Origin of the sequence: Allobosea eneae, assembly GCF_042657265.1 — a bacterium.
Taxonomy (GTDB): Bacteria; Pseudomonadota; Alphaproteobacteria; order Rhizobiales; family Beijerinckiaceae; genus Allobosea; species Allobosea eneae.
Genome location: NZ_JBHSLW010000005.1, coordinates 470980 through 489636, shown reverse-complemented (window position 1 = coordinate 489636; position 18657 = coordinate 470980). Strand labels below are relative to the sequence as shown.

Sequence of the window (18657 nt, the reverse complement as noted above, 5' to 3'; positions counted from 1 at the left end):
AGCCGAAACTCCGTCAATACAGACTGATTGGTATGTATGGGAGGAAGCGATGATGAAGCTTTATGGATTCGGTCCGACGCGGACCTTGCGGGCAATGTGGGGGCTGAAGGAACTCGGCGTGGCGTTCGACTATATCCATGTCGACCTGCTCGGCGGCGAAGCGCAGACGCCGGAGTTCCTCAAGATCAACCCGGCCGGCAAGCTGCCGGTGCTGGTCGATGGCGACAATGTCCTGCCGGAATCGGCAGCGATCATTCTCTATCTGGCCGAGAAATTCCCGGAGAAGCGTCTGCTGCCGGACGACATCGACGAGCGGGCGCAGGCCTATCGCTGGATCCTGTTCGCGATGACCGAGCTGGAGCAGCCGCTTTGGCGCATCGCCAAGCACAGCTTCCTCTATCCGGAAGACCAGCGGCTGCCGCAGGACATCGTGCTGGCCCGCGAGGAATTCCGGCTCATGGCGGCCGTGCTCGAAGCCCATATGGAAGGGCGCGAATTCATCGTCGGCGACCGGATGGGGGCGACCGACTGCGTCACCGCCTATCTGATGGACTGGGCGAACGAGGAGGGGCTGCTCGACGGCTTCCCGCGGCTGAGCGCCTATCTTCAGCGCATGTATGCCCGCCCGACGGCGCCGCAGCGGATCGCCGAGGCGTTCGCCAGCGTGCAGCCGGCGGCTTAGTGGCACATCAACGCGGATCGCCTACGGGTGGGGTGCCCGGTCTGTGCGCCGGGCGATGGCGGGCGCGGTGACGCGCTTTGGCCAGACGCGTTCGGACAGCGCTGCCATGGCAAGCCCGCTCAGGCCGCCCATGATCTTGACCAGCGCGTCCAGCGCACGCGCGTGCCGGCTCGCCTCGAAATGCTGGGCGAGCTCCAGCCCGCCGGCGCCGGCGACGATGCACAGGAGAATCACGCCCTTGCGCGTCGGATAGGCGACAGCGAGAGCCGCGGCGGCGACGAGATAGGCAGCGAAGCGTTCGATCTGCGGCCCGAGATGCGCGATGTGCGGGCGGGCGCCGATCGGGGACAGGGTCGCGACGATCACCAGGGCGACCACCCCCCAGCCGATCAGGGCGGCCCAGCGGCGCATGGATAGCTCGAGCCCGAAGAGCCGCAGCACTGCCGTTTGCCTCCCCCGCTGCACCATTTCCGTCCCCGGAAAGCAAAAAGGGCCTAAGCGGTCAGCGCTCAAGCCCTCGAAAATGCTGGCTCCCGGAGCAGGATTCGAACCTGCGACCAATCGATTAACAGTCGATTGCTCTACCGCTGAGCTATCCGGGATCGGTGGGGGGCGTATAGCGACGCTCCCGGCCGGGTGCAACCCCTTTGCTGGCATTGGGCCGGAGAAAATCGTGGGCAGCCGATCTGCCCCATGGTCAATTCACAATGCCGGCAGAGTTTCGGTTGCGGCGCGCTTCGGCATGTGGTTATACGCCCGCCGAGGAGCGCGCTTCGGCGGCGCTTCCGGAAGGCCTCGTGGCGGAGTGGTTACGCAGAGGACTGCAAATCCTTGCACCCCGGTTCGATTCCGGGCGAGGCCTCCAAATTCTTCTCAGAAATCAGTGCCTAAATGGATTGGCGTCAGTCATAGATTGGCGCTCACTCCCAGTTCTCCTCACGGTGGGGGACCCTGAGTAGGGTTCAAGGCCCGCTAGCCCTATCGAATCGGTCGGTAACGGATTCGCTCTTGCGCCCGCGGCTCGCGGAGCTAACTCGCTCTTGTCTTCCTGACGGCGCGCACGGGTTAGGCTCGGTTCGCCGAAGCGCATGCCTTTATCTGTCTCATCGCCAAACCCTCTGTCGCAGATCAATGCGACAAGCGACGTGAGCCTTGCGCCCCTGAGCTCAGCTCGTCGGCCGATGGCTCGTTCTCATTGTCTACCAAAGCCGCTTCAAGCACTGCGAGTATCAGCCTGATCTTGCCGAGCGGCTTCCCGCACTCCTGGCATTCGAGCACTGCCTGGTCGTCCGTCCATTCCGGGATTTCGATCGTGGTGGCGCCACATGCATCGCACGCAAATTCCGGGGATCGCGGTTCGATAGCCAAGGCATGTCCCTCACCTTCAACGCCGCATTCTTTGTGCTCTCGCCGGCTGGGTGTTGGGGTTAAGGCGTCGCGAATTCCAGCCAAGCCAGGATTTGAAGCGTAGCTGCTCATCATACGTTTGCATTACCCATTTGGGGGTAGTTGGCGTTCGAATCCGAGCAGCACGGGCTTGTGTCCGAAGTCGTCGATGGAGCCGACGCTCTCGCAGCCCATCCGGCGTCGAAATTCGGCGATCTCCTCGCGCTGCTGCCGCGCCCGCATCGGGAACAGCGCCCCGCCGGATGAGCCGTGCTGCTTCTCAGACCCCATAGACGAGATAGAGTATCGTCAGCGCTCCGCCAGAAAGCAGGCTGAGCTTGCCGATCCGGCTGCGCAGGAAGGCCTCGGCCGCGCGGGCAAGCGCCGCCAGAGCAAGGCTCCCGGCGATGAGCGAGCCAACAATCAGGATCGTGTAGGCGATAACTTTCCAGGCATGTGCTGCGCCGCCCGCGATCAGCAGCCAGTCGACCACGGTAGAGAACAGCAACAGCTTCAGCGCCGCTTGCCAGCGTTCGGCGGTGGTCGGTTTCCTGCGCTTCGTGGGCTGCGCGCGGCGCTTCGTCGGATCGGCAGGGACGCGGGAGCCAACGACAGGCTGGTAGGCGGGAACCTTATCGGGGATCGCCCGGAGATTTCTCGCCCGGCTCTCGGATATGCGGGCCTGCTCGCGGATGATCTGGTCGTTGACCTGGTTCAGGTCGTGAAAGAAGCGGTCCTGCCGGTTGATGTCCGGGCTCTTGTAGGGATCTTCGCCAGGCGCATACCACATGCTCAGCCCCCGTCGTTCGGTCTCTCTTGCAGGCCCTCGATATCGGCAGTCAGGGAAAGGTTTGCGGGGTGCAGAGGCGGTTTCGACCGCGCTCGCGCTGGCGATCGATCAGCCCGAACGGCGGCTCCTGAAGCGGTCGATCAGTCCCAGGCACCAGTTCGCGAAGCGCGCCATCGGCCGCTGCAGGAACGGGATGTCGGCTGCGAGCAGCATCAGGCCGAGCGGCAGCATCCAGGCCCCAAGGATCGGCAGGAACGAGAACACGCCGCCGATGATGAGGGCGAGTCCGGCCGGGATTCGGATCAGACGCGAATCGGGATGGCGCAGCCAACGCATCGCCCGGCCAAGCCGCGGGGGGAGTTCGGCTTCGATCCGCTTGAAGGCGGCTCTCAGTTCGTGCCTGCCTGATTGAAGATGCATGTCACCTCGGTCGGGGTCGTCCAGCGGAAACGCGCGGCTCGCGCGATCGTTCAGTCGGCGCGGGGGGCGACGCAGCAGATGGGGATCGAATGCGGCGCCGACACCCGCAAGGCCGCGGGGCAGGGCGCCGAGCGGCCATATGTCGCGCGCGGAAAGATGGGAGAGCGAGGCACTTGCCCGATAACGCTGGGGAATATTTGAGCTTTGCGACACCTGACCATAAGGTTAGCGTAATTTTCCGGCCGCGTTCTGCGACTGGTGCCGTAGGGGACGATGCCGGCCGAGGGGGGGAAAGGCCAGGTCGCGCCGGTAGAGCGGATGTCTGGCCGAGGACTGAGATGGCGCGGGCGAATCTCGATGTGGTCACCAGCACCATCGGCGTGCTGCTCGATGCGGCGCTCGACTTTCGCGAGATGCCAGGGGCGATCGAGCAAGTCCGCCAGCTCTTCGACGGCTCCAAGATCTGCCTTGGCTATTTTGGTCCGGATTCCCATCCCGACGACGCGATCACTAACTCGTCCGATCCCGACCTCAACGCATTCCTCTGCCGCGAACTGATGCCCGACGCCTTGCGGTTCAGCGCGCAGGTCGCGGCTGTGCCGATCGGCTCAGCCTATCGGGATCATGTCCTGCTCGGTGAGCGCTTTCGCGACAGTCGCCTGTGGCGCGAATGGATGGCGCCGCAGGACATGTTCGGCGGGATGGCCAGCCGCGTGCTCGATGTGGATGGTTCGTTCTGGATATTTGACGTCCAGCGCGGACGCCGGCAGGAGGCGTTCGACGCCACCGAATTCGCGCTGTTCGAGCGGTTCGCGGGGGTGATGCGGCGCGTGACGATGCTGCACCAGCAGCTTGACGGCGTCAGCATCGAGCGCGAAATGGCGCGGCGGGCGCTCGACCAGCTCTCGCTCGCCGTCATCATCGTCGATCGAGCTATGCGGTTCGCTTATGCGAATGCGGCCGGCGACGACTTGCTGGCCGATCCGGCGAGCCCGCTCGGTCTGCGAGGCGGCAGATTGTCGGCGCGTGCGGCATCCGAGCAGAATGGGCTGAAGGATTTGGTCGCCAAGGCGAGCGCTCTCATCGGTGCGCAGGGGCAGATGCTGCTGCGCGCGCGCAGCGGCGAAGCGCGCGATGTGTCGCTCTGCGTCACGCCGCTATCTGCGGCCTACGCTCTGCCCGGGCGGACGAGCGATGTGATGATCGTGGCGCGCCCGCTCGAACCGGCAGGCGGGGGCCTTGCCGCCGCAAGGCAGATGTTCGACCTGACCGAGGCCGAGGCGAGGCTGGCGTTGGGGCTGGCTTCCGGGCTGTCGCTGACGGAGGTGGCTCAGCAGCAGGGTATCAGGATGACGACGGCGCGCACTCATCTCGCCCGGGTGTTCTGGAAGACAGGGACACGGCAGCAGAGCCAGGTTGCCGCCTTGCTGCGCGCGGCGGAGCTGCCGGTGCGCAGACGTTAGCGCCTCTCTCGTCCGAAGCTCCCGGCCCGATGCGCTAGCAGCCGGCGACGGACGCATTCCCCGTGTCGACGCGACGGCTTGCCTTTTGCAGCCGCCTCGCCCAAAACCCGCGAGCAGGGTCGAGGCGCCTGTCCTGGCGTCTTCCTTCGGAGATTTGAGCATGAGCAGCTTCGCCGAACTGCGGCGCATGATGGTCGATTGCCAGTTGCGCACCTATGACGTGACGGATCGCGCCGTGCTCGCCGCGGCCGACACCGTGCCGCGCGAGGCTTTCCTGCCGGGCGAGCTGTCGCATCTGGCCTATCTCGACCGCCAGGAGCCGCTGCCGGGCACCAGCCGCGCCTTGCCCGCACCGATGGTGACGGCGCGGATGATTCAGGTGCTCGATCTGCAGCCGGGCGAGGAGGCCCTCGAATACGGCGGCGGCTCCGGCTATGGCGCGGCCCTGATGGCGGCCATGGGCGCCAAGGCGACGCTGCTGGAGCCGGATGAGGCTGCGCTGGCCTTGGCCCGCACCGCCTTCGACCAGCCGGGCGTGCCCGCCGCCGAACTGCTCGCGAAGCTGCCCGAGCACAGGCAGTTCGACGCCGTGCTGGTCAGCGGGGCTTGTGAGACTCAGCCCGAGTCGTTGTTTCGCCATGTCCGCCAGGGCGGACGGCTGATCGTTGTCGAGGGCGTGGGGCGCGCGGCGCGGGTCATGCTGTACCGCAAGGCGGGCGAATCGCTTTCCGGTCGGCCGGTTTTCGATGCTGCGGCGCCTCTGCTGCAGGAATTCCGCAAGGCGGAGGTGTTCGCGCTGTGAGGGTAAGGCCGGCTTTCGGGCCGGTTTTCCCCAGAAGGCTAGCCCGTCGGTATTAGTCCCGACGGGAGTGTCGCATTTTTGCGGCAGTGCAGGATTGAAAAGCGACCAGCTCGCCTCCCGACATTGGCGAGAGGAGCTGCAAAGTTTATGATTTTAAACCGAGTGCCGAGGCTGGGGCGATGCCTGGGCGTGACTAGAGTCCGCACAAGAGGCGTCCAGTGATTGTAACGCGACCGACCTTGAAGAAGACTGCGAGCCGCCTGCTGGTGGTTGGCGTGCTGGGAGCCGTCACCGGCTCCCCGGCGCTGGCGCAGACGATGGAAGCGGCGCTGGGGCGTGCCTATTCGGGCAATCCGACGCTGAACGCGCAACGTGCCGCCGTGCGCGCCACCAATGAGAACGTGCCGCAGGCGCTCTCCGGCTACCGCCCGCGCATCACGGCCTCGGCCGATATCGGCGCCAGCATCACCGAGAGCGACACGCCGTTCAACGCGCAGGGCAACGGCAACCCGCACAACCGCAGCGTCTCGCGCCTCAACCCGCGCGGCGCCGGGGTCCAGGTCGACCAGAACATCTTCGACGGCGGCAAGACCCGCAGTTCGGTCAGCCAGGCCGAATCGCAGGTGCTCGGCGCTCGCGCCACCTTGCGCAACACCGAGCAGAACGTGCTGCTCGACGCGGCGACGTCCTACATGAACGTGCTGCGCGACACCGCGATCCTCAACCTCAACCGCAACAACGTGGAGGTGCTGGAGGAGCAGCTGCGCCAGACCAAGGATCGGTTTCAGGTCGGCGAAGTGACGCGCACCGACGTGGCGCAGGCCGAGGCGCGCCTGTCCTCGGCTCAGTCGCAGGAGATCCTGGCGGAGTCCAATCTGAAGACCTCGATCGCGCGCTTCCGCCAGAATGTCGGCATCGAGCCCAAGAATCTCGCTCCGGGCCGCCCGGTCGAGAACCTGCTGCCGAAGTCGCTGCCGGCGGCGCTCAACATTGCGCTGCAGGGGCACCCTGCCATCATCGCCGGATTGCACGGCGTCGATGCGGCGGAATTGCAGGTCAAGGTCACCGAGGCGGATTTGTATCCGGTCCTCGGCGTGCGCGGTCTGGTGACGCAGCGCTACGACAACCAGTTCTTCGGCGACAACCGCACCTCCGCCAGCGCGGTCGCGACCCTGACCATCCCGATCTACGAGGGCGGGCAGGTCTATTCGCGTACCCGCCAGGCCAAGGAGACGGCCGGGCAGCGACGGATCGAGGTCGACACCTCGCGCGACACCGTCCGCGCCGCCGTCGTCTCAGCCTGGGGCGCGCATGACGCGGCCAAGGCGCAGATCGTCTCGGCGCAGGCTCAGGTCCAGGCGGCCGAGACCGCGCTCGCCGGCGTGCGCGAGGAGGCCAAGGTCGGCCAGCGCACCACGCTCGACGTGCTGAACGCGCAGCAGGAACTGGTCAGCGCCCGCTCGAGCCTGGTGACGGCGCAGCGCGACCGTGTCGTCGCCTCCTATGCCGTGCTGTCGGCGGTCGGGCTGCTCTCGGCCGACAAGCTGAAGCTCAAGGCCGAGCGCTATGACGCCCGCAAGCACTACGACCAGGTCAAGGGCCTGCTCTGGGGTACGCAGACGCCGGATGGACGCTGAGTGCGTGTAGGAGGCCGGCGCGAGACGCGCCGGTGCAACACTCCGGATTTCTCCTGTGGGACACGTCCTGCCCGCCTTGCCTGCCGGTTTTCCGGTGAAATACTCATGCAGCGGGGCGCACTGATTCCTTTGGCGTCCTCTGAGTCGAGTGACCGGAATCAGCATGAGCGCGCAGCCCAAGGCCAATGAACCTTCGATGGAGGAGATTCTCGCCTCCATCCGGAAGATCATCGCCGATGACGAGAAGCCTGCCGCGCCGCCGGAGGAGCCCGCTCCGGAGCCGGCCGCACTGGCTCCCGAGCCGGAGCCCCCGCCGGAACCCGAGCCCGAGCCGGTCGAGGACGACGTGCTCGATCTCGGTGCCGAAGCCGAGTTGATCCCGGACGAGCCTGCTGCAGCCGCCGCGGCGCCGGCGGACGATCTCGACTTCGTCGAGCCGCAGGTCGCGGCGTTGCCTGAACCGGAACCGCCACAGCCCCTGGCCGTTGCGGCGCCGCCGATCCAGCCGCAGCCCGCGCCGCCGATGGACATAACGGCGTTGATCTCGGATCAGACCGGCGCTGCCGTGCACAACGCCTTCGGCGCGCTTGCCAACACTGTGCTCAGCAACAATGCGCGCACGCTGGAGGACTTGGTCAAGGACATGCTCAAGCCGATGCTCAAGACCTGGCTCGACGACAACCTGCCGGCGATGGTCGAGCGGCTGGTCAGGGCCGAGATCGAGCGCGTCGCTCGCGGCGGGCGACGCTGATTGCGCTGATTTTCCTCGGAATCACCACCATCATCCTGGACGAGCGGCGAAGCCGCACAATTCCGGGATCCATCGTAAGGCGCCGGAGCTTTGCGATGGATCCCGGGCCGAGCGTCGCTCGTCCAGGATGACGGTGGTAGCGTGTGAAGTCGGTCGGCTTTAGCGCCGCTTCCGGGTTGGCGCCCGGCGCGGTCCGAAGGCTCCGCCTTCATTCAGGCTCTGGATCGCGTAGCCCGCCAGCGCCATCAGCGCCGTCTGCGGGCCCAGGCGCGAGACCAGGAGCTGCAGGCCGAGCGACAGCGGGCGAGGATAGCGGCCGGACGCCGCTTCCGACGCCACCCAAGCGCCGACCAGATGAACGAGAAGTCGCATGGCCGGCCTCCTCAGAGCAGGACTTTGCGGTTGCTGCCGAGATCAGGGCGTGAGCCGGTCACCGCAGCTGCCGCCATCTTGACCGTGGTCACGATCTTGCCGGGGCTGTCCCAGAACTCTGCCAGAGTGGGACGCACCTTGAGGACGCGGATATTGGGATCGTCCTTGCTCTCCCAGAAGGCGCGCGCGGCCATCGACCAGAGCTCGGCGACGCGCGCCCGGTCGTCGAGCAAATTCGCCGTACCCGTGACCGAGACGTATTTGTAGGCGCTGTTGTCGCCGAAGCAGAGGCAGACATTCTCGTTGATCTCGATCTCGTCGTCCTTATGGGCGCGCAGATCGGTGAGGAAGTAGATCGCATCCTCGTCGCGGCGGGCATGAGCGCTCATCGGACGGGCGCGCAGCTGGTCGCCATTGCCGTCATGGCTGACGAGCATGCACAGGCCGATCTCGTCGATCAGCTCCCAAGCTCGGTCCTGGTCGGTCTTCCTGGTCATCGGGCGCTCCTTTCGCGGTTCCTAACCCAACCGCCGAAGCGGGGCCGAGGTTCCGTCTCCGGCGGTCGCCGAATTGCCGTCTTCGCTGCTATGGTGGCCTTCCACGAGGCGCGAGGTTGCCATGGCCAAGATCAAATCCCGCAACGACCTGAAATCCAATACCAAGACGGCGATGATCGAGCTGCTCAATGCGCGGCTCGCCGAAAGCATCGACCTTGCGCTGGTGACAAAGCAGGCGCACTGGAACCTGAAGGGGCCCGGCTTCATCGCCATCCACGAGATGCTCGACGGCTTCCGGGCTGAACTCGACACCCATGTCGATACGGTGGCCGAGCGCGTGGCGCAGCTCGGCGGCATCGCGCTCGGCACGGTGCAGGTCGTCGCCGGCGCGACCAGGCTCAAGGCCTATCCGACCGAGATCGTCGCGGTGAAGGACCATCTCGCCGAGCTGATCGAGCGCTATGCCGAGGCCGCCAAGTCGGTGCGGGCTGCGATCGATGCCGCCGACGAGGCCGGCGATGCCGACACGGCCGACATCTTCACCGGTTATTCGCGGGCGCTCGACAAGGCACTGTGGTTCCTCGAATCGAGTGCGGCTTGAAGCATCCGCCGTGACGAGCCCGTTGACGCGGGGCCGTCCCATGCGCTCTTAAGACCGCAGACCTTTTGGCTTTCGTTTTTCGCGGCCGGGGCAGGCTCCCCGGCCGTTTGGCGTTCGAGCAGAGCGATGATGGACAAGACATTCGAGCCGGCCTCGGTCGAGGCGCGCATCAGCAAGGCCTGGGAGGAGGCGGACGCCTTCAAGGCGGGCCGGGGAGCCGCGCCCGGGGCCGAGCCCTATTGCATCGTGATCCCGCCGCCGAACGTCACCGGCTCGCTGCATATGGGCCACGCGCTCAACAACACGCTGCAGGACGTGCTCTGCCGCTTCGAGCGCCTGCGCGGCAAGGACGTGCTCTGGCAGCCCGGCACCGACCATGCCGGCATCGCGACGCAGATGGTGGTCGAGCGCAAACTCGCGGCCGAGAACAAGACCGACCGCCGGACCATGGGCCGCGAGGCCTTCCTCGCGGAGGTCTGGAAGTGGAAGGAGGAGTCGGGCGGGACGATCGTCAACCAGCTCAAGCGCCTCGGTGCCTCCTGCGACTGGTCGCGCGAGCGCTTCACCATGGACGAGGGGCTCTCGGCCGCCGTCCTCAAGGTGTTCGTCGGCCTGCACAAGCAGGGGCTGATCTACCGCGCCAAGCGGCTGGTGAACTGGGATCCGAAGTTCCAGACCGCGATCTCGGATCTCGAGGTCTTGCAGGTCGAGAAGACCGGCACGTTCAAATGGCATGGTGGCGGCGAGGAGGCGTTCGACGCCGGCAAGCTGGAAAAGGCGCTGGCCAAGGACCCGAACGGGCATCTCTATTATTTCGACTATCCGATCGAAGGCGCCGCCTACGACCCGGAGAATCCCGAAACCTACATCACCGTCGCGACGACCCGGCCGGAGACGATGCTCGGCGATACCGGCGTCGCCGTGCACCCGGAGAACGACAAGCTCAAGGGGCTGATCGGCAAGAGCGCCGTGCTGCCGCTGGTCAAGCGCGTCATCCCCATCTTCGGCGACGACTATGCCGATCCGGAGAAGGGCACCGGCGCGGTCAAGATCACCCCGGCGCACGACTTCAACGACTTCGATGTCGGCAAGCGCAATTCGCTGAGGATCGTCAATATCCTGGACGGCGAAGCTCGCATCCTGATTCAGGACAATGCCGATTTCCTGGAAGGCGCGGCGCCCGAGGCGGAGACGCTCGCATTGCATGGGCTCGACCGCTTTGCGGCCCGCAAGGCCGTGGTCGGGCTGATGGCGGCGCGGGGCCTGCTGCGCAAGATCGAGCCGAACACGCATACCGTGCCGCATGGCGACCGTTCGGATGTCGTGATCGAGCCCTGGCTGACCGACCAATGGTATGTCGACGTCCAGCCGCTGGCGCAGCGCGCGCTCGCGGCGGTCAGGGACGGCAAGACGAAGATCACGCCGGAAAGCTGGACGAAGACCTACAATGACTGGCTCGAGAACATCGAGCCCTGGTGCGTCTCGCGCCAGCTCTGGTGGGGGCACCAGATTCCGGCCTGGTACGGGCCGGACGGCGAATGCTTCGTCGCCGAGTCGGAAGCCGCGGCGCAGGCGCTGGCGCTTAGCCATTATGGCGGGGCGGTCGAGCTCAAGCGCGACGAGGACGTGCTCGACACCTGGTTCTCCTCGGCGCTGTGGCCGTTCTCGACGCTCGGCTGGCCGGAGGAGACGCCGGAGCTGAAGCGCTACTACCCGACGGCCACGCTGGTCACCGCCTTCGACATCATCTTCTTCTGGGTCGCCCGGATGATGATGATGGGCCTCAACTTCATGGACGAGGTGCCATTCAAGGACGTCTACATCCACGCCATCGTTCGCGACGAGAAGGGCGCGAAGATGTCGAAGTCGAAGGGCAACGTCATTGATCCGCTGGTGCTCGTCGACAAATACGGGGCGGATGCGCTGCGCTTCACGCTGTCGGCGATGGCGGCGCAGGGGCGCGACATCAAGCTCGCGACCTCGCGTGTCGAGGGCTACCGCAACTTCGCGACCAAGATCTGGAACGCGGCCCGCTTCGCCGAGATCAATGGCTGCCTGCGGGCCGAGGGCTTCGCTCCGGCCACCGTCACGCTGCCGCTGAACCGCTGGATCCTCTCCGAGGCGGCGCGCACGGCCGAGGCGGTCGCAGCCGGAATCGAGAGCTTCAAGTTCAACGAGGCGGCCGATTCAGCCTATCGCTTCGTCTGGGGCCAGTTCTGCGACTGGTATCTCGAGCTGTCGAAGCCGGTGCTGCAGGCCGAGGAGCTGGACGCCGCCGGGACCGCGGCGCGGGCGGAGACGCAGGCGACGGTGGCGCATGTCATCGACCTGATCTGCCAGCTGCTGCACCCGTTCATGCCGTTCCTGACCGAGGAGCTCTGGGCGCAGAAGGCCAATGCCGGCGCACCGCGCGCCGTTCCTGCCGGGGAGGCGGGTCTGGTCTGCCTGACGCGCTGGCCGGAGCTGTCGACGCTGATCGACGAGACCGCCGAGGCCGAGATCGGCTTCGTCGTCGATCTCATCTCCGACATCCGCTCGATCCGTTCCGAGACGAACGTGCCGGGCGGGACGCAGGTGCCGCTGGTGCTGGTCAGGGCGAGCGACGCGACCAGGGCCGCGGTCGAGGCCTGGGCGCCAATGATCGAGCGGCTGGCGCGGCTCTCCGCGATCGAGTTCGCCGATCAGGCTCCCGGCCAGTCGGCGCAGATCATCGTGCGCGGCGAGGTCGCGGCGCTGCCGCTGGCCGGGATCATCGATCTCGACGCCGAGCGCGGCCGCCTCGACAAGGAACTCGCCAAGCTCGACCAGGACATCGCCGCGGTCGAGCGCAAGCTCGGCAATCCAGACTTCATGGCGCGCGCGCCGGAGGAGATCGTCGAGGAGAACCGCGAGCGCAAGGCGGCGGCCGAAGCCCGCAAACTCAAGATCAAGGAGGCGCTGGAGCGGCTCGCCTGAGCCGCTCCCGCAATCTCGTCACGAATCCGTCGCGCAATTGACGGACACATGCGCGATTGACTCTAGCCCAAGAGATTAGTGGCCTGATTGCGCCAATTGGATTAATGCATAGAACGCAGGGCAGCCCTGCAACCGGCGCGAGAACCCAGGAACGGTTTCCCCTACATGCTCAAGCGTGCTTACGACTGGTGCGTTTCCTACGCGTCCCACCCGGCTGCGCCCTGGCTGCTCTTCGCCATCACCTTCGTCGAAAGCTCGGTGAGCCCGCTGCCGCCGATCCCGCTGCTGATCCCGATGTGCATCGCTAGGCCCGACCGTGCCTGGTTCTATGCCGGCGTCTGCTCGCTCGGCGCCGTCACGGGCGGCTATCTCGGCTATGCGATCGGCGCGTTGCTCTATGAATCGGTCGGCGCCTGGCTGATCGGCCTCTACGGCCTGCAGGAGAAGGCCGCGCACCTGATCGCGACCTCGCAGGACTACTGGTTCTGGGTGCTGCTGACCAAGGGCCTGACCCCGATCCCGTTCAAGATCGTCACGATCATGTCCGGCTTCCTGCATTTCGACATCTGGAAGTTCACGGTCGGCATGGTCGTCTCGCGCGTCACCTTCTTCGCGATGATCGCGGTGGCGCTGCGCTATTACGGCGACGACATCCGCATCTTCATCGAGAAGCACCTGCCGATGACGGCGCTGGCGCTGGTGGTGGTCATCGTCGGCGGCTTCTTCGTGCTGCCGATGGTGCTCTGAGAACGCCCGAATATCCCTGAGTCCTCAGGCTGAAGAGCAGCCGTAGGCTGCGTCTCGAAGGATTCTTCAGGAGGCTGCGGAGATACCTGGATCATCCTGCGAGACGGCCGCTGACGCGACCTCCTCAGGATGAGGGCTGAGGGGAGCGTGGGCCGTATCAAAGCAAGCGAAAACGTATCAGACCGCCACAAGCTGCTGATCGACCGGCTGATCGCCGCCTGACCTTCGGGCGGCGTTGCCTTATGATCGCTCCGACAGGACAGCGGTGGAGGGTTCGATGCGCCCATTCCAACGATCGGGTGGCGAGGCATGAGTGCCCGCCGCCCCGACCTCGCCGAGCTCGATTTCGGCCATTTCGCCCGGCAGTTCGACCGCTGCCTGCGCCAGGACAAGGTCATCGCCTTCTCGCGCTGGCGCGACAATGTCGCGGCGGTGCCGCCCGGACTGCAGGACTTCTTCTGGCGCGTCGTCGAGGTCAACCTCAGCCCGGTCGCCGAGACGCGCCTGCGGGGCTTGCGCGAATGGCGCGACTTCTATGGCGAGATCCTCGATGCCCGCTTCCGCCGGCCTTCGGCCGATCGTCCGCAGTTCCGGACGACCAAGCAGGCTTTCGATTCCTACTCGGCGATCTTCTGGCGCTTCGGCTCGACCCAGGCCCGCTTCGACCTGCGCTTCGGCCGCCTCGTCTTGCTGGCTCTGCGCAAGGAGAGCAGCACCATCGCCAATCACGGCAAGGGCTCCTATGACGACCTCGTCGTGGTGATGCGCCGCACCGGGCGCTTCCGCGAACTGTCGAGCTTCCCGATCTGCACCGAGCCCGGCGCCCAGTACTCGCAGCGTGCCGGCAGCGGCGACAAGCGCTACAAGGGCGTCGCGTTCAAGAAGGCCGACGGCGTCGACATCAACAAGGACGGCATCAAGGATGCCGGCCGCCTGACCGAGGGCACCTACCAGTATTTCGAGAAGAAGGGCGGCTTCCTCGGCGACCGCGCCTTCCAGGTGAAGGATACCCAGATCGCCGAGCGCGACACTGATGGCGACGGCCGCTTCACGGAAGGCGACAAGAGCCGGATCGACCCGAAAGGCGCTGGGACCAGCATGTATATCCATCGCGGCGGAGCGGACACTGTGCTCGAGCCCAACACCTGGTCGGCTGGCTGCCAGACCGTACCGAAGAACCGCTACCCGACCTTCCTCAAAGCGGTCGGCAAGCCCAACGCCTTCTATTATGTGCTGGTCAATGCCGCGTCGTGAGGTCCTCGCAGCCGGCCTAGCGGCCCTGCTGCTCGCCGCTCCGGCGGCGTGGGCGCAGTCGGAGGGGGTGGCGCCCGCGCCGGCCGGACAGGTCGCCTGCTCCTTCGGCGCCTTCGTCAGCGAGACCGATCCGGAGGGGCTCAATGTCCGCGCCGGACCGGGCACCAGCCACAGGATTGTCGGCACGCTGCCGCCGGTGAAGCTCAGCGGCGACGATCCGCCCGTGCGCGCCATGGTCGAGGTCGAGGTCAGTGCCGGCGCCAATGGCTGGTTCAGGATCGCCAAGGCGCGCGACAACGAGATGCTGACCGACGCGCCGCCGCGGCCGATGTTCAAGGGCTCCGGCTGGGTGAGCGGGCGCAAGCTCACGGTGAAATCGCAGGCGACCGCCGGCCGGCAGCGTCCGGACGCCAAGGCAGCGGCCGTGCTGTCAGGTCAGGACGGGATGAGCTTCGACGGCGACGCCTTCCTCCAGAACGGCCGCCTGCTCGGCTGCAGCGGCAAATGGGTGTTGGTCGAGTACGGCCTGCCGGCGGATAGCGAGGTTCTGTCCGGGCTGGAGATCAAGCCGGCGGCGAAGGCAGGAGCCGAGCCGGGCCGCTTCCGCGCCTGGGTCGACCGCATCTGCGCGACGCAGGAGACGAGCTGCGACGGCGGCTGAAACACTTCTCCTCGTCATCCCGGACAAGCCGCGAAGCGGCGCCGATCCCGGATCCATGCCTGAGCTTTTCCGAGAGGTTCAGGCATGGGTCCCGGGTCTGCGCTGCGCTTCGCCCGGGACGACCATTTTGGCGCGATCAGGCCTTCCTGAACACCACGCTGAGATTGTTCGCCGGCATCGCCGTCACCTCTGGCTCGCCGAAGCCCGCGGCGCTCGCCAGCTCAGCGACGGCTTCGAGTTCGCGCAGGCCCCATTTCGGATTGCGCCGGCGCAGACTGTCGTCGAAGACGGCGTTGCTCGCCGCCAGCGGCACGTCATGCTGGCGATAGGGACCATAAAGATAGAGCGGTCCGCCGACCGGCAGCAGCTGCGCCGCCTGCCGGATCAGCCCTTCCGTCGCGGCCCAGGGCGAGATGTGGACCATATTGATGCACAGGATCGCGTCCGCCTCGGTGATCGGCCAGCGCGGCGCGGTGGCATCGAGGCGGATGGCGGAGCGCAGGTTCGGCAGGGCGCTCTCGCCCGCCCAGGCATCGATGCTGGCGAGGGCGGCCTGGTCGGGATCGCTCGGCTGGAAAATCAGGTTCGGAAAGGCGCCGGCGAAGTAAACGGCATGCTCGCCGGAGCCGCTCGCGACCTCCAGCACGAGGCCCTGCGCCGGCAGCACATCGCGCAGCACGGCGAGGATCGGCTCGCGGTTGCGCTGTGTCGCCGGCGCGTGTTGGCGGGAATCGTCCTGGGTCATCGCCTTCTCCCATCGCGTTCGGCCGTCGATGCGTTATAAGCGGCTTAGAAGCAGGCCGATACAGATTGCGGTCCTGCAGCCCTCGAGCCGGTTTTGTTTACGGAGATATTGGTCGTCGTCGTCCTCACCGTCATCAACGGTGTGCTCGCCATGTCGGAACTTGCGGTCGTCTCGTCCCGGCCGGCACGGCTCAAAGTCCTCAGCGATCAAGGCAGCAAAGGGGCCGCGACGGCGATCCGGCTGGCCGAAAATCCGGGCCGCTTCCTCTCGACCGTGCAGATCGGCATTACGCTGGTCGGCGTGCTCTCCGGCGCCTTTTCGGGCGCGACGCTCGGCGCGCGCCTGTCGGAATGGCTCGGCACGCACGGCTTCTCGAACAACGTGGCCGATGCGCTGGGCGTCGGCACCGTCGTCGTCCTGATCACCTATCTCTCGCTGATCGTCGGCGAGCTGGTGCCGAAGCAGATCGCGCTTCGTGATGCCGAGCGTGTCGCCGCGCGTGTCGCCCCGACCATGGCGGTCCTCGCCAAGATCGCCGCGCCGCTGGTCTGGTTGCTCGACACGTCGGGCAAGCTGGTGCTGGCGCTGCTCGGCCAGAAGGGCGAGCCGGAGGAGACGGTGACCGAGGAGGAGGTCCGCACCATCATCGCCGAAGCCGAGAATGCCGGCGTGCTGGAGCGCGACGAGCGCGAGATGATCTCCGGGGTCATGCGCTTTGCCGACCGCTCGGCCCGGGCACTGATGACGCCGCGGCGCGAGGTCGAGGTGATCGACCTTGCCGATGCGACCGACGAGATCAAGGCCCAGGTGCGGGCCACCAAGCGCTCGCGCCTGCCGGTGCAGGATGGGGAGGCCGACGCGATCATCGGCGTCGTCACTGTCAAGGACATGTTCGACGCGCTCTCGGACGGTGACGGCCGCGACCTGCGCAGCCTCGTGCACGAGGCCCCGGTGGTGCTTGACACCAGCGGGGCGCTCGACGTGCTGCGCGCCATTCGCGCGTCGAATGTCCATCTCGCGCTGGTCTTCGACGAATACGGCCATTTCGAGGGGATCATCACCTCGAGCGATGTGCTCGAGGCGATCACCGGCGCCTTCCAGGAGGACGAGGCCGACGAGCCGGCGATCGTCACGCGCGCCGACGGCTCCTTCCTGGTCGCCGGCTGGATGCAGGTCGACGAGTTCTCGCATGAGCTCGGCATCCATGTGCCGCGCGATGCCGACTACCAGACCGTCGCCGGCTTCGTGCTGGCCGAGATGAACCGGCTGCCCAATGTCGGCGAGAGCTTCGAGAAGGGCCATTGGCGCTTCGAGGTGGTCGATCTCGACGGCCGGCGGATCGACAAGCTCTTGGTCAGTAGAGTGGATTGAGGCGGGTTGTTCACCCGACTGGAAGGTTGATGCGAGGGAAGCGCCATGCTCGGCATCACCCTTAGCGCAAGCTCTCTCGCGCAGCCGTTCTGGGATCAGGTCGATGAAGCCTCGGTCTTAGAGGGCACTCCATCGATCCGAGCGCTTGGCTATCGGCCTCACCTCACGCTGACACGCTATTCGACGATCGAGCCCTCCGTGCTTCGAAAGGGCATGGAGGTTTTCGATCGCCAAGCCGCGATCTCGCTGTATTTCGACCGGGTCGATTTCTTCGACCACGACCCGCTCGTGCTCTGGTTGGCGCCACGGCAGGACCAGCGCCTGCTCGACCTGCATCGCCGGCTTCATGCGGCGCTTGGACCGAAGGCGCTGCCCTGCGATCCCCACTATGCCCCGGAGCAGTGGAGGCCGCATCTGACCCTTGCAATGGCAATTCCAGCTTCGAAGCGACCAGATGCGCTGCAGCTGGTATCGCGATCGCTTGATGCGTTCGAGTTGACATTCGACAGCGTGGATTGCGTCTCCTGGCCGCCCGTTCAGGTCCTGCACAGGCTGGCTCTGGCCGGAAGAGCAGGCAGCCGTTGACCCTGACTCGGCATAGTGATCTAAACTCCCCGCAGGGGCTTATCGCGACCGCCCCGTGAGGCGTCAGCCCAAGGATCGCGTCCACACTCCTTGCTCAAGGATGGACGCTCATGTCTTCCAACATCCAGATCACGCCCGCGCAATTGTCCCGGCTCGTCGGCCTGCCCGATGCGCCGGTGCTGCTCGATGTCCGCATCGACGAGGACGTCGCCGCCGATCCGCGCCTGCTGCCGGCGAGCGAGCGGCGCAGCCATCGCGACGTTGCCGGCTGGGCGAATGCCTATGCCGGCCGCAAGGTCGTCGTCATCTGCCAGCGCGGGCAGAAGCTCAGCGAGGGCGTCGCCGCCTGGCTGCGGCATGAAGGCGTCGAGGCGGAGAACCTCGCTGGCGGCTTCGAGGCCTGGCGCGAGGCGGGCGGGCCCCTCGTCGAGACCGGCAAGCTGCCGAAACGCGACGCCGCCGGGCGCACGCTCTGGGTGACGCGGGCGCGGCCCAAAGTCGACCGCATCGCCTGCCCCTGGCTGATCCGCCGCTTCGTCGATCCTCGCGCCGTCTTCCTGTTCGTCTCGGCCTCGGAAGTGCCTGATGTCGCCGACCGTTTCGGGGCGACGCCGTTCGACATCGACGGCGTGTTCTGGAGCCATCGCGGCGCGCGCTGCAGCTTCGACACCATGATCGAGGAGTTCGGGCTGGCCTCGCCGGCACTGGATCAGCTCGCCACCATCGTGCGGGCGGCCGATACGGCCAGGCTCGACCTCGTGCCGCAGGCGGCCGGATTCCTGGCGGCATCGCTCGGCCTGTCACGGATGTATCGTGACGATCTGGCACAGCTCGAGGCCGGCATGCTGCTCTACGATGCCTTCTATCGCTGGTGCCGGGACGCGACCGAGGAAACCCATCACTGGCCGTCCGCGACGGTGAAGACTTGAGGACCGGAC

Annotated in this window: 20 protein-coding genes and 2 tRNA genes; 14 read left to right on the top strand and 8 right to left on the bottom strand. The window is 66.4% G+C overall.

What is annotated here, in order from left to right; all coding sequences use genetic code 11:
• The first annotated feature begins 52 nt into the window (after positions 1–52).
• Entirely contained in the window at positions 53–682 is a 630-nt protein-coding gene (locus tag ACFPOB_RS03850) for a glutathione S-transferase family protein (RefSeq protein ID WP_377796010.1), read from the top strand.
• 21 nt (positions 683–703) lie between these two features.
• On the opposite strand, the gene ACFPOB_RS03845 is transcribed toward ACFPOB_RS03850, so the two are convergent.
• Both ACFPOB_RS03845 and ACFPOB_RS03840 read right to left on the bottom strand, forming a co-directional pair.
• Positions 704–1093, bottom strand: a complete 390-nt coding sequence (locus ACFPOB_RS03845) for a VanZ family protein (protein WP_377796008.1) — start codon at positions 1091–1093, stop codon at positions 704–706.
• 116 nt (positions 1094–1209) lie between these two features.
• A tRNA-Asn gene (locus ACFPOB_RS03840) sits at positions 1210–1284 on the bottom strand.
• Between the two features lie 189 nt (positions 1285–1473).
• Here ACFPOB_RS03840 and ACFPOB_RS03835 point away from each other — a divergent pair.
• A tRNA-Cys gene (locus ACFPOB_RS03835) sits at positions 1474–1547 on the top strand.
• Positions 1548–1810: 263 nt separating this feature from the next.
• Here the strand turns inward: ACFPOB_RS03835 and ACFPOB_RS03830 are convergent.
• From ACFPOB_RS03830 to ACFPOB_RS03820, 3 genes are all read right to left on the bottom strand, one after another.
• Positions 1811–2161, bottom strand: a complete 351-nt coding sequence (locus tag ACFPOB_RS03830; RefSeq protein WP_377796007.1) for a hypothetical protein — start codon at positions 2159–2161, stop codon at positions 1811–1813.
• A gap of 187 nt (positions 2162–2348) precedes the next feature.
• Positions 2349–2858 carry a hypothetical protein gene (locus ACFPOB_RS03825; RefSeq protein WP_377796006.1) on the bottom strand — a complete coding sequence of 170 codons (510 nt, stop codon included), beginning with the start codon at positions 2856–2858 and terminating at the stop codon, positions 2349–2351.
• Between the two features lie 108 nt (positions 2859–2966).
• Positions 2967–3491, bottom strand: coding sequence for a hypothetical protein (locus ACFPOB_RS03820; protein ID WP_377796004.1), 525 nt, complete (start codon positions 3489–3491; stop codon positions 2967–2969).
• A 344-nt stretch (positions 3492–3835) separates the two neighbouring features.
• On the opposite strand from ACFPOB_RS03820, the gene ACFPOB_RS03815 reads away from it, so the two are divergent.
• From ACFPOB_RS03815 to ACFPOB_RS03800, 4 genes are all read left to right on the top strand, one after another.
• Positions 3836–4741 carry a helix-turn-helix transcriptional regulator gene (locus ACFPOB_RS03815; protein ID WP_377796002.1) on the top strand — a complete coding sequence of 302 codons (906 nt, stop codon included), beginning with the start codon at positions 3836–3838 and terminating at the stop codon, positions 4739–4741.
• Positions 4742–4901: 160 nt separating this feature from the next.
• Positions 4902–5543: a protein-L-isoaspartate O-methyltransferase family protein gene (locus tag ACFPOB_RS03810; protein ID WP_377796001.1), complete on the top strand. Its 642-nt coding sequence runs from the start codon at positions 4902–4904 to the stop codon at positions 5541–5543.
• 239 nt (positions 5544–5782) lie between these two features.
• Positions 5783–7180 (top strand): TolC family outer membrane protein, encoded by a 1398-nt coding sequence (locus tag ACFPOB_RS03805; protein ID WP_377795999.1) that lies wholly within the window; start codon positions 5783–5785, stop codon positions 7178–7180.
• 163 nt (positions 7181–7343) lie between these two features.
• Positions 7344–7931 carry a PopZ family protein gene (locus ACFPOB_RS03800; protein ID WP_377795997.1) on the top strand — a complete coding sequence of 196 codons (588 nt, stop codon included), beginning with the start codon at positions 7344–7346 and terminating at the stop codon, positions 7929–7931.
• A 159-nt stretch (positions 7932–8090) separates the two neighbouring features.
• Here ACFPOB_RS03800 and ACFPOB_RS03795 read toward each other — a convergent pair whose 3' ends face one another.
• On the bottom strand, positions 8091–8303 hold the full coding sequence (locus tag ACFPOB_RS03795; RefSeq protein ID WP_377795995.1) for a hypothetical protein: 213 nt from the start codon (positions 8301–8303) through the stop codon (positions 8091–8093).
• An 11-nt stretch (positions 8304–8314) separates the two neighbouring features.
• Positions 8315–8800 (bottom strand): pyridoxamine 5'-phosphate oxidase family protein, encoded by a 486-nt coding sequence (locus ACFPOB_RS03790; RefSeq protein ID WP_377795994.1) that lies wholly within the window; start codon positions 8798–8800, stop codon positions 8315–8317.
• Positions 8801–8921: 121 nt separating this feature from the next.
• Here ACFPOB_RS03790 and dps point away from each other — a divergent pair, with 121 nt between their 5' ends.
• The 5 genes from dps to ACFPOB_RS03765 all read left to right on the top strand — a co-directional run bounded on the left by dps (position 8922) and on the right by ACFPOB_RS03765 (position 15018).
• The gene (dps, locus tag ACFPOB_RS03785; protein ID WP_377795992.1) at positions 8922–9401 is read left to right on the top strand and encodes a DNA starvation/stationary phase protection protein Dps; all 480 of its coding nucleotides are present in this window, start codon (positions 8922–8924) and stop codon (positions 9399–9401) included.
• Positions 9402–9527: 126 nt separating this feature from the next.
• Positions 9528–12356, top strand: coding sequence for a valine--tRNA ligase (locus ACFPOB_RS03780; protein ID WP_377795990.1), 2829 nt, complete (start codon positions 9528–9530; stop codon positions 12354–12356).
• 165 nt (positions 12357–12521) lie between these two features.
• Entirely contained in the window at positions 12522–13103 is a 582-nt protein-coding gene (locus ACFPOB_RS03775; RefSeq protein WP_377795989.1) for a YqaA family protein, read from the top strand.
• 309 nt (positions 13104–13412) lie between these two features.
• Positions 13413–14357: a hypothetical protein gene (locus tag ACFPOB_RS03770; RefSeq protein WP_377795987.1), complete on the top strand. Its 945-nt coding sequence runs from the start codon at positions 13413–13415 to the stop codon at positions 14355–14357.
• Positions 14344–15018, top strand: a complete 675-nt coding sequence (locus ACFPOB_RS03765; RefSeq protein ID WP_377795985.1) for an SH3 domain-containing protein — start codon at positions 14344–14346, stop codon at positions 15016–15018. Before ACFPOB_RS03770 ends, ACFPOB_RS03765 begins: the two co-directional genes overlap by 14 nt.
• Before the next feature lie 136 nt (positions 15019–15154).
• On the opposite strand, the gene ACFPOB_RS03760 is transcribed toward ACFPOB_RS03765, so the two are convergent.
• Complete coding sequence (locus ACFPOB_RS03760) at positions 15155–15763, bottom strand: DUF938 domain-containing protein (RefSeq protein ID WP_377795984.1); 609 nt, start codon at positions 15761–15763, stop codon at positions 15155–15157.
• A 93-nt stretch (positions 15764–15856) separates the two neighbouring features.
• On the opposite strand from ACFPOB_RS03760, the gene ACFPOB_RS03755 reads away from it, so the two are divergent.
• From ACFPOB_RS03755 to ACFPOB_RS03745, 3 genes are all read left to right on the top strand, one after another.
• Complete coding sequence (locus ACFPOB_RS03755; RefSeq protein WP_377795983.1) at positions 15857–17134, top strand: hemolysin family protein; 1278 nt, start codon at positions 15857–15859, stop codon at positions 17132–17134.
• 45 nt (positions 17135–17179) lie between these two features.
• Positions 17180–17719 (top strand): 2'-5' RNA ligase family protein, encoded by a 540-nt coding sequence (locus ACFPOB_RS03750; protein ID WP_377795982.1) that lies wholly within the window; start codon positions 17180–17182, stop codon positions 17717–17719.
• A 110-nt stretch (positions 17720–17829) separates the two neighbouring features.
• Positions 17830–18648, top strand: coding sequence for a chromate resistance protein ChrB domain-containing protein (locus tag ACFPOB_RS03745; protein ID WP_377795981.1), 819 nt, complete (start codon positions 17830–17832; stop codon positions 18646–18648).
• Positions 18649–18657 lie beyond the last annotated feature (9 nt).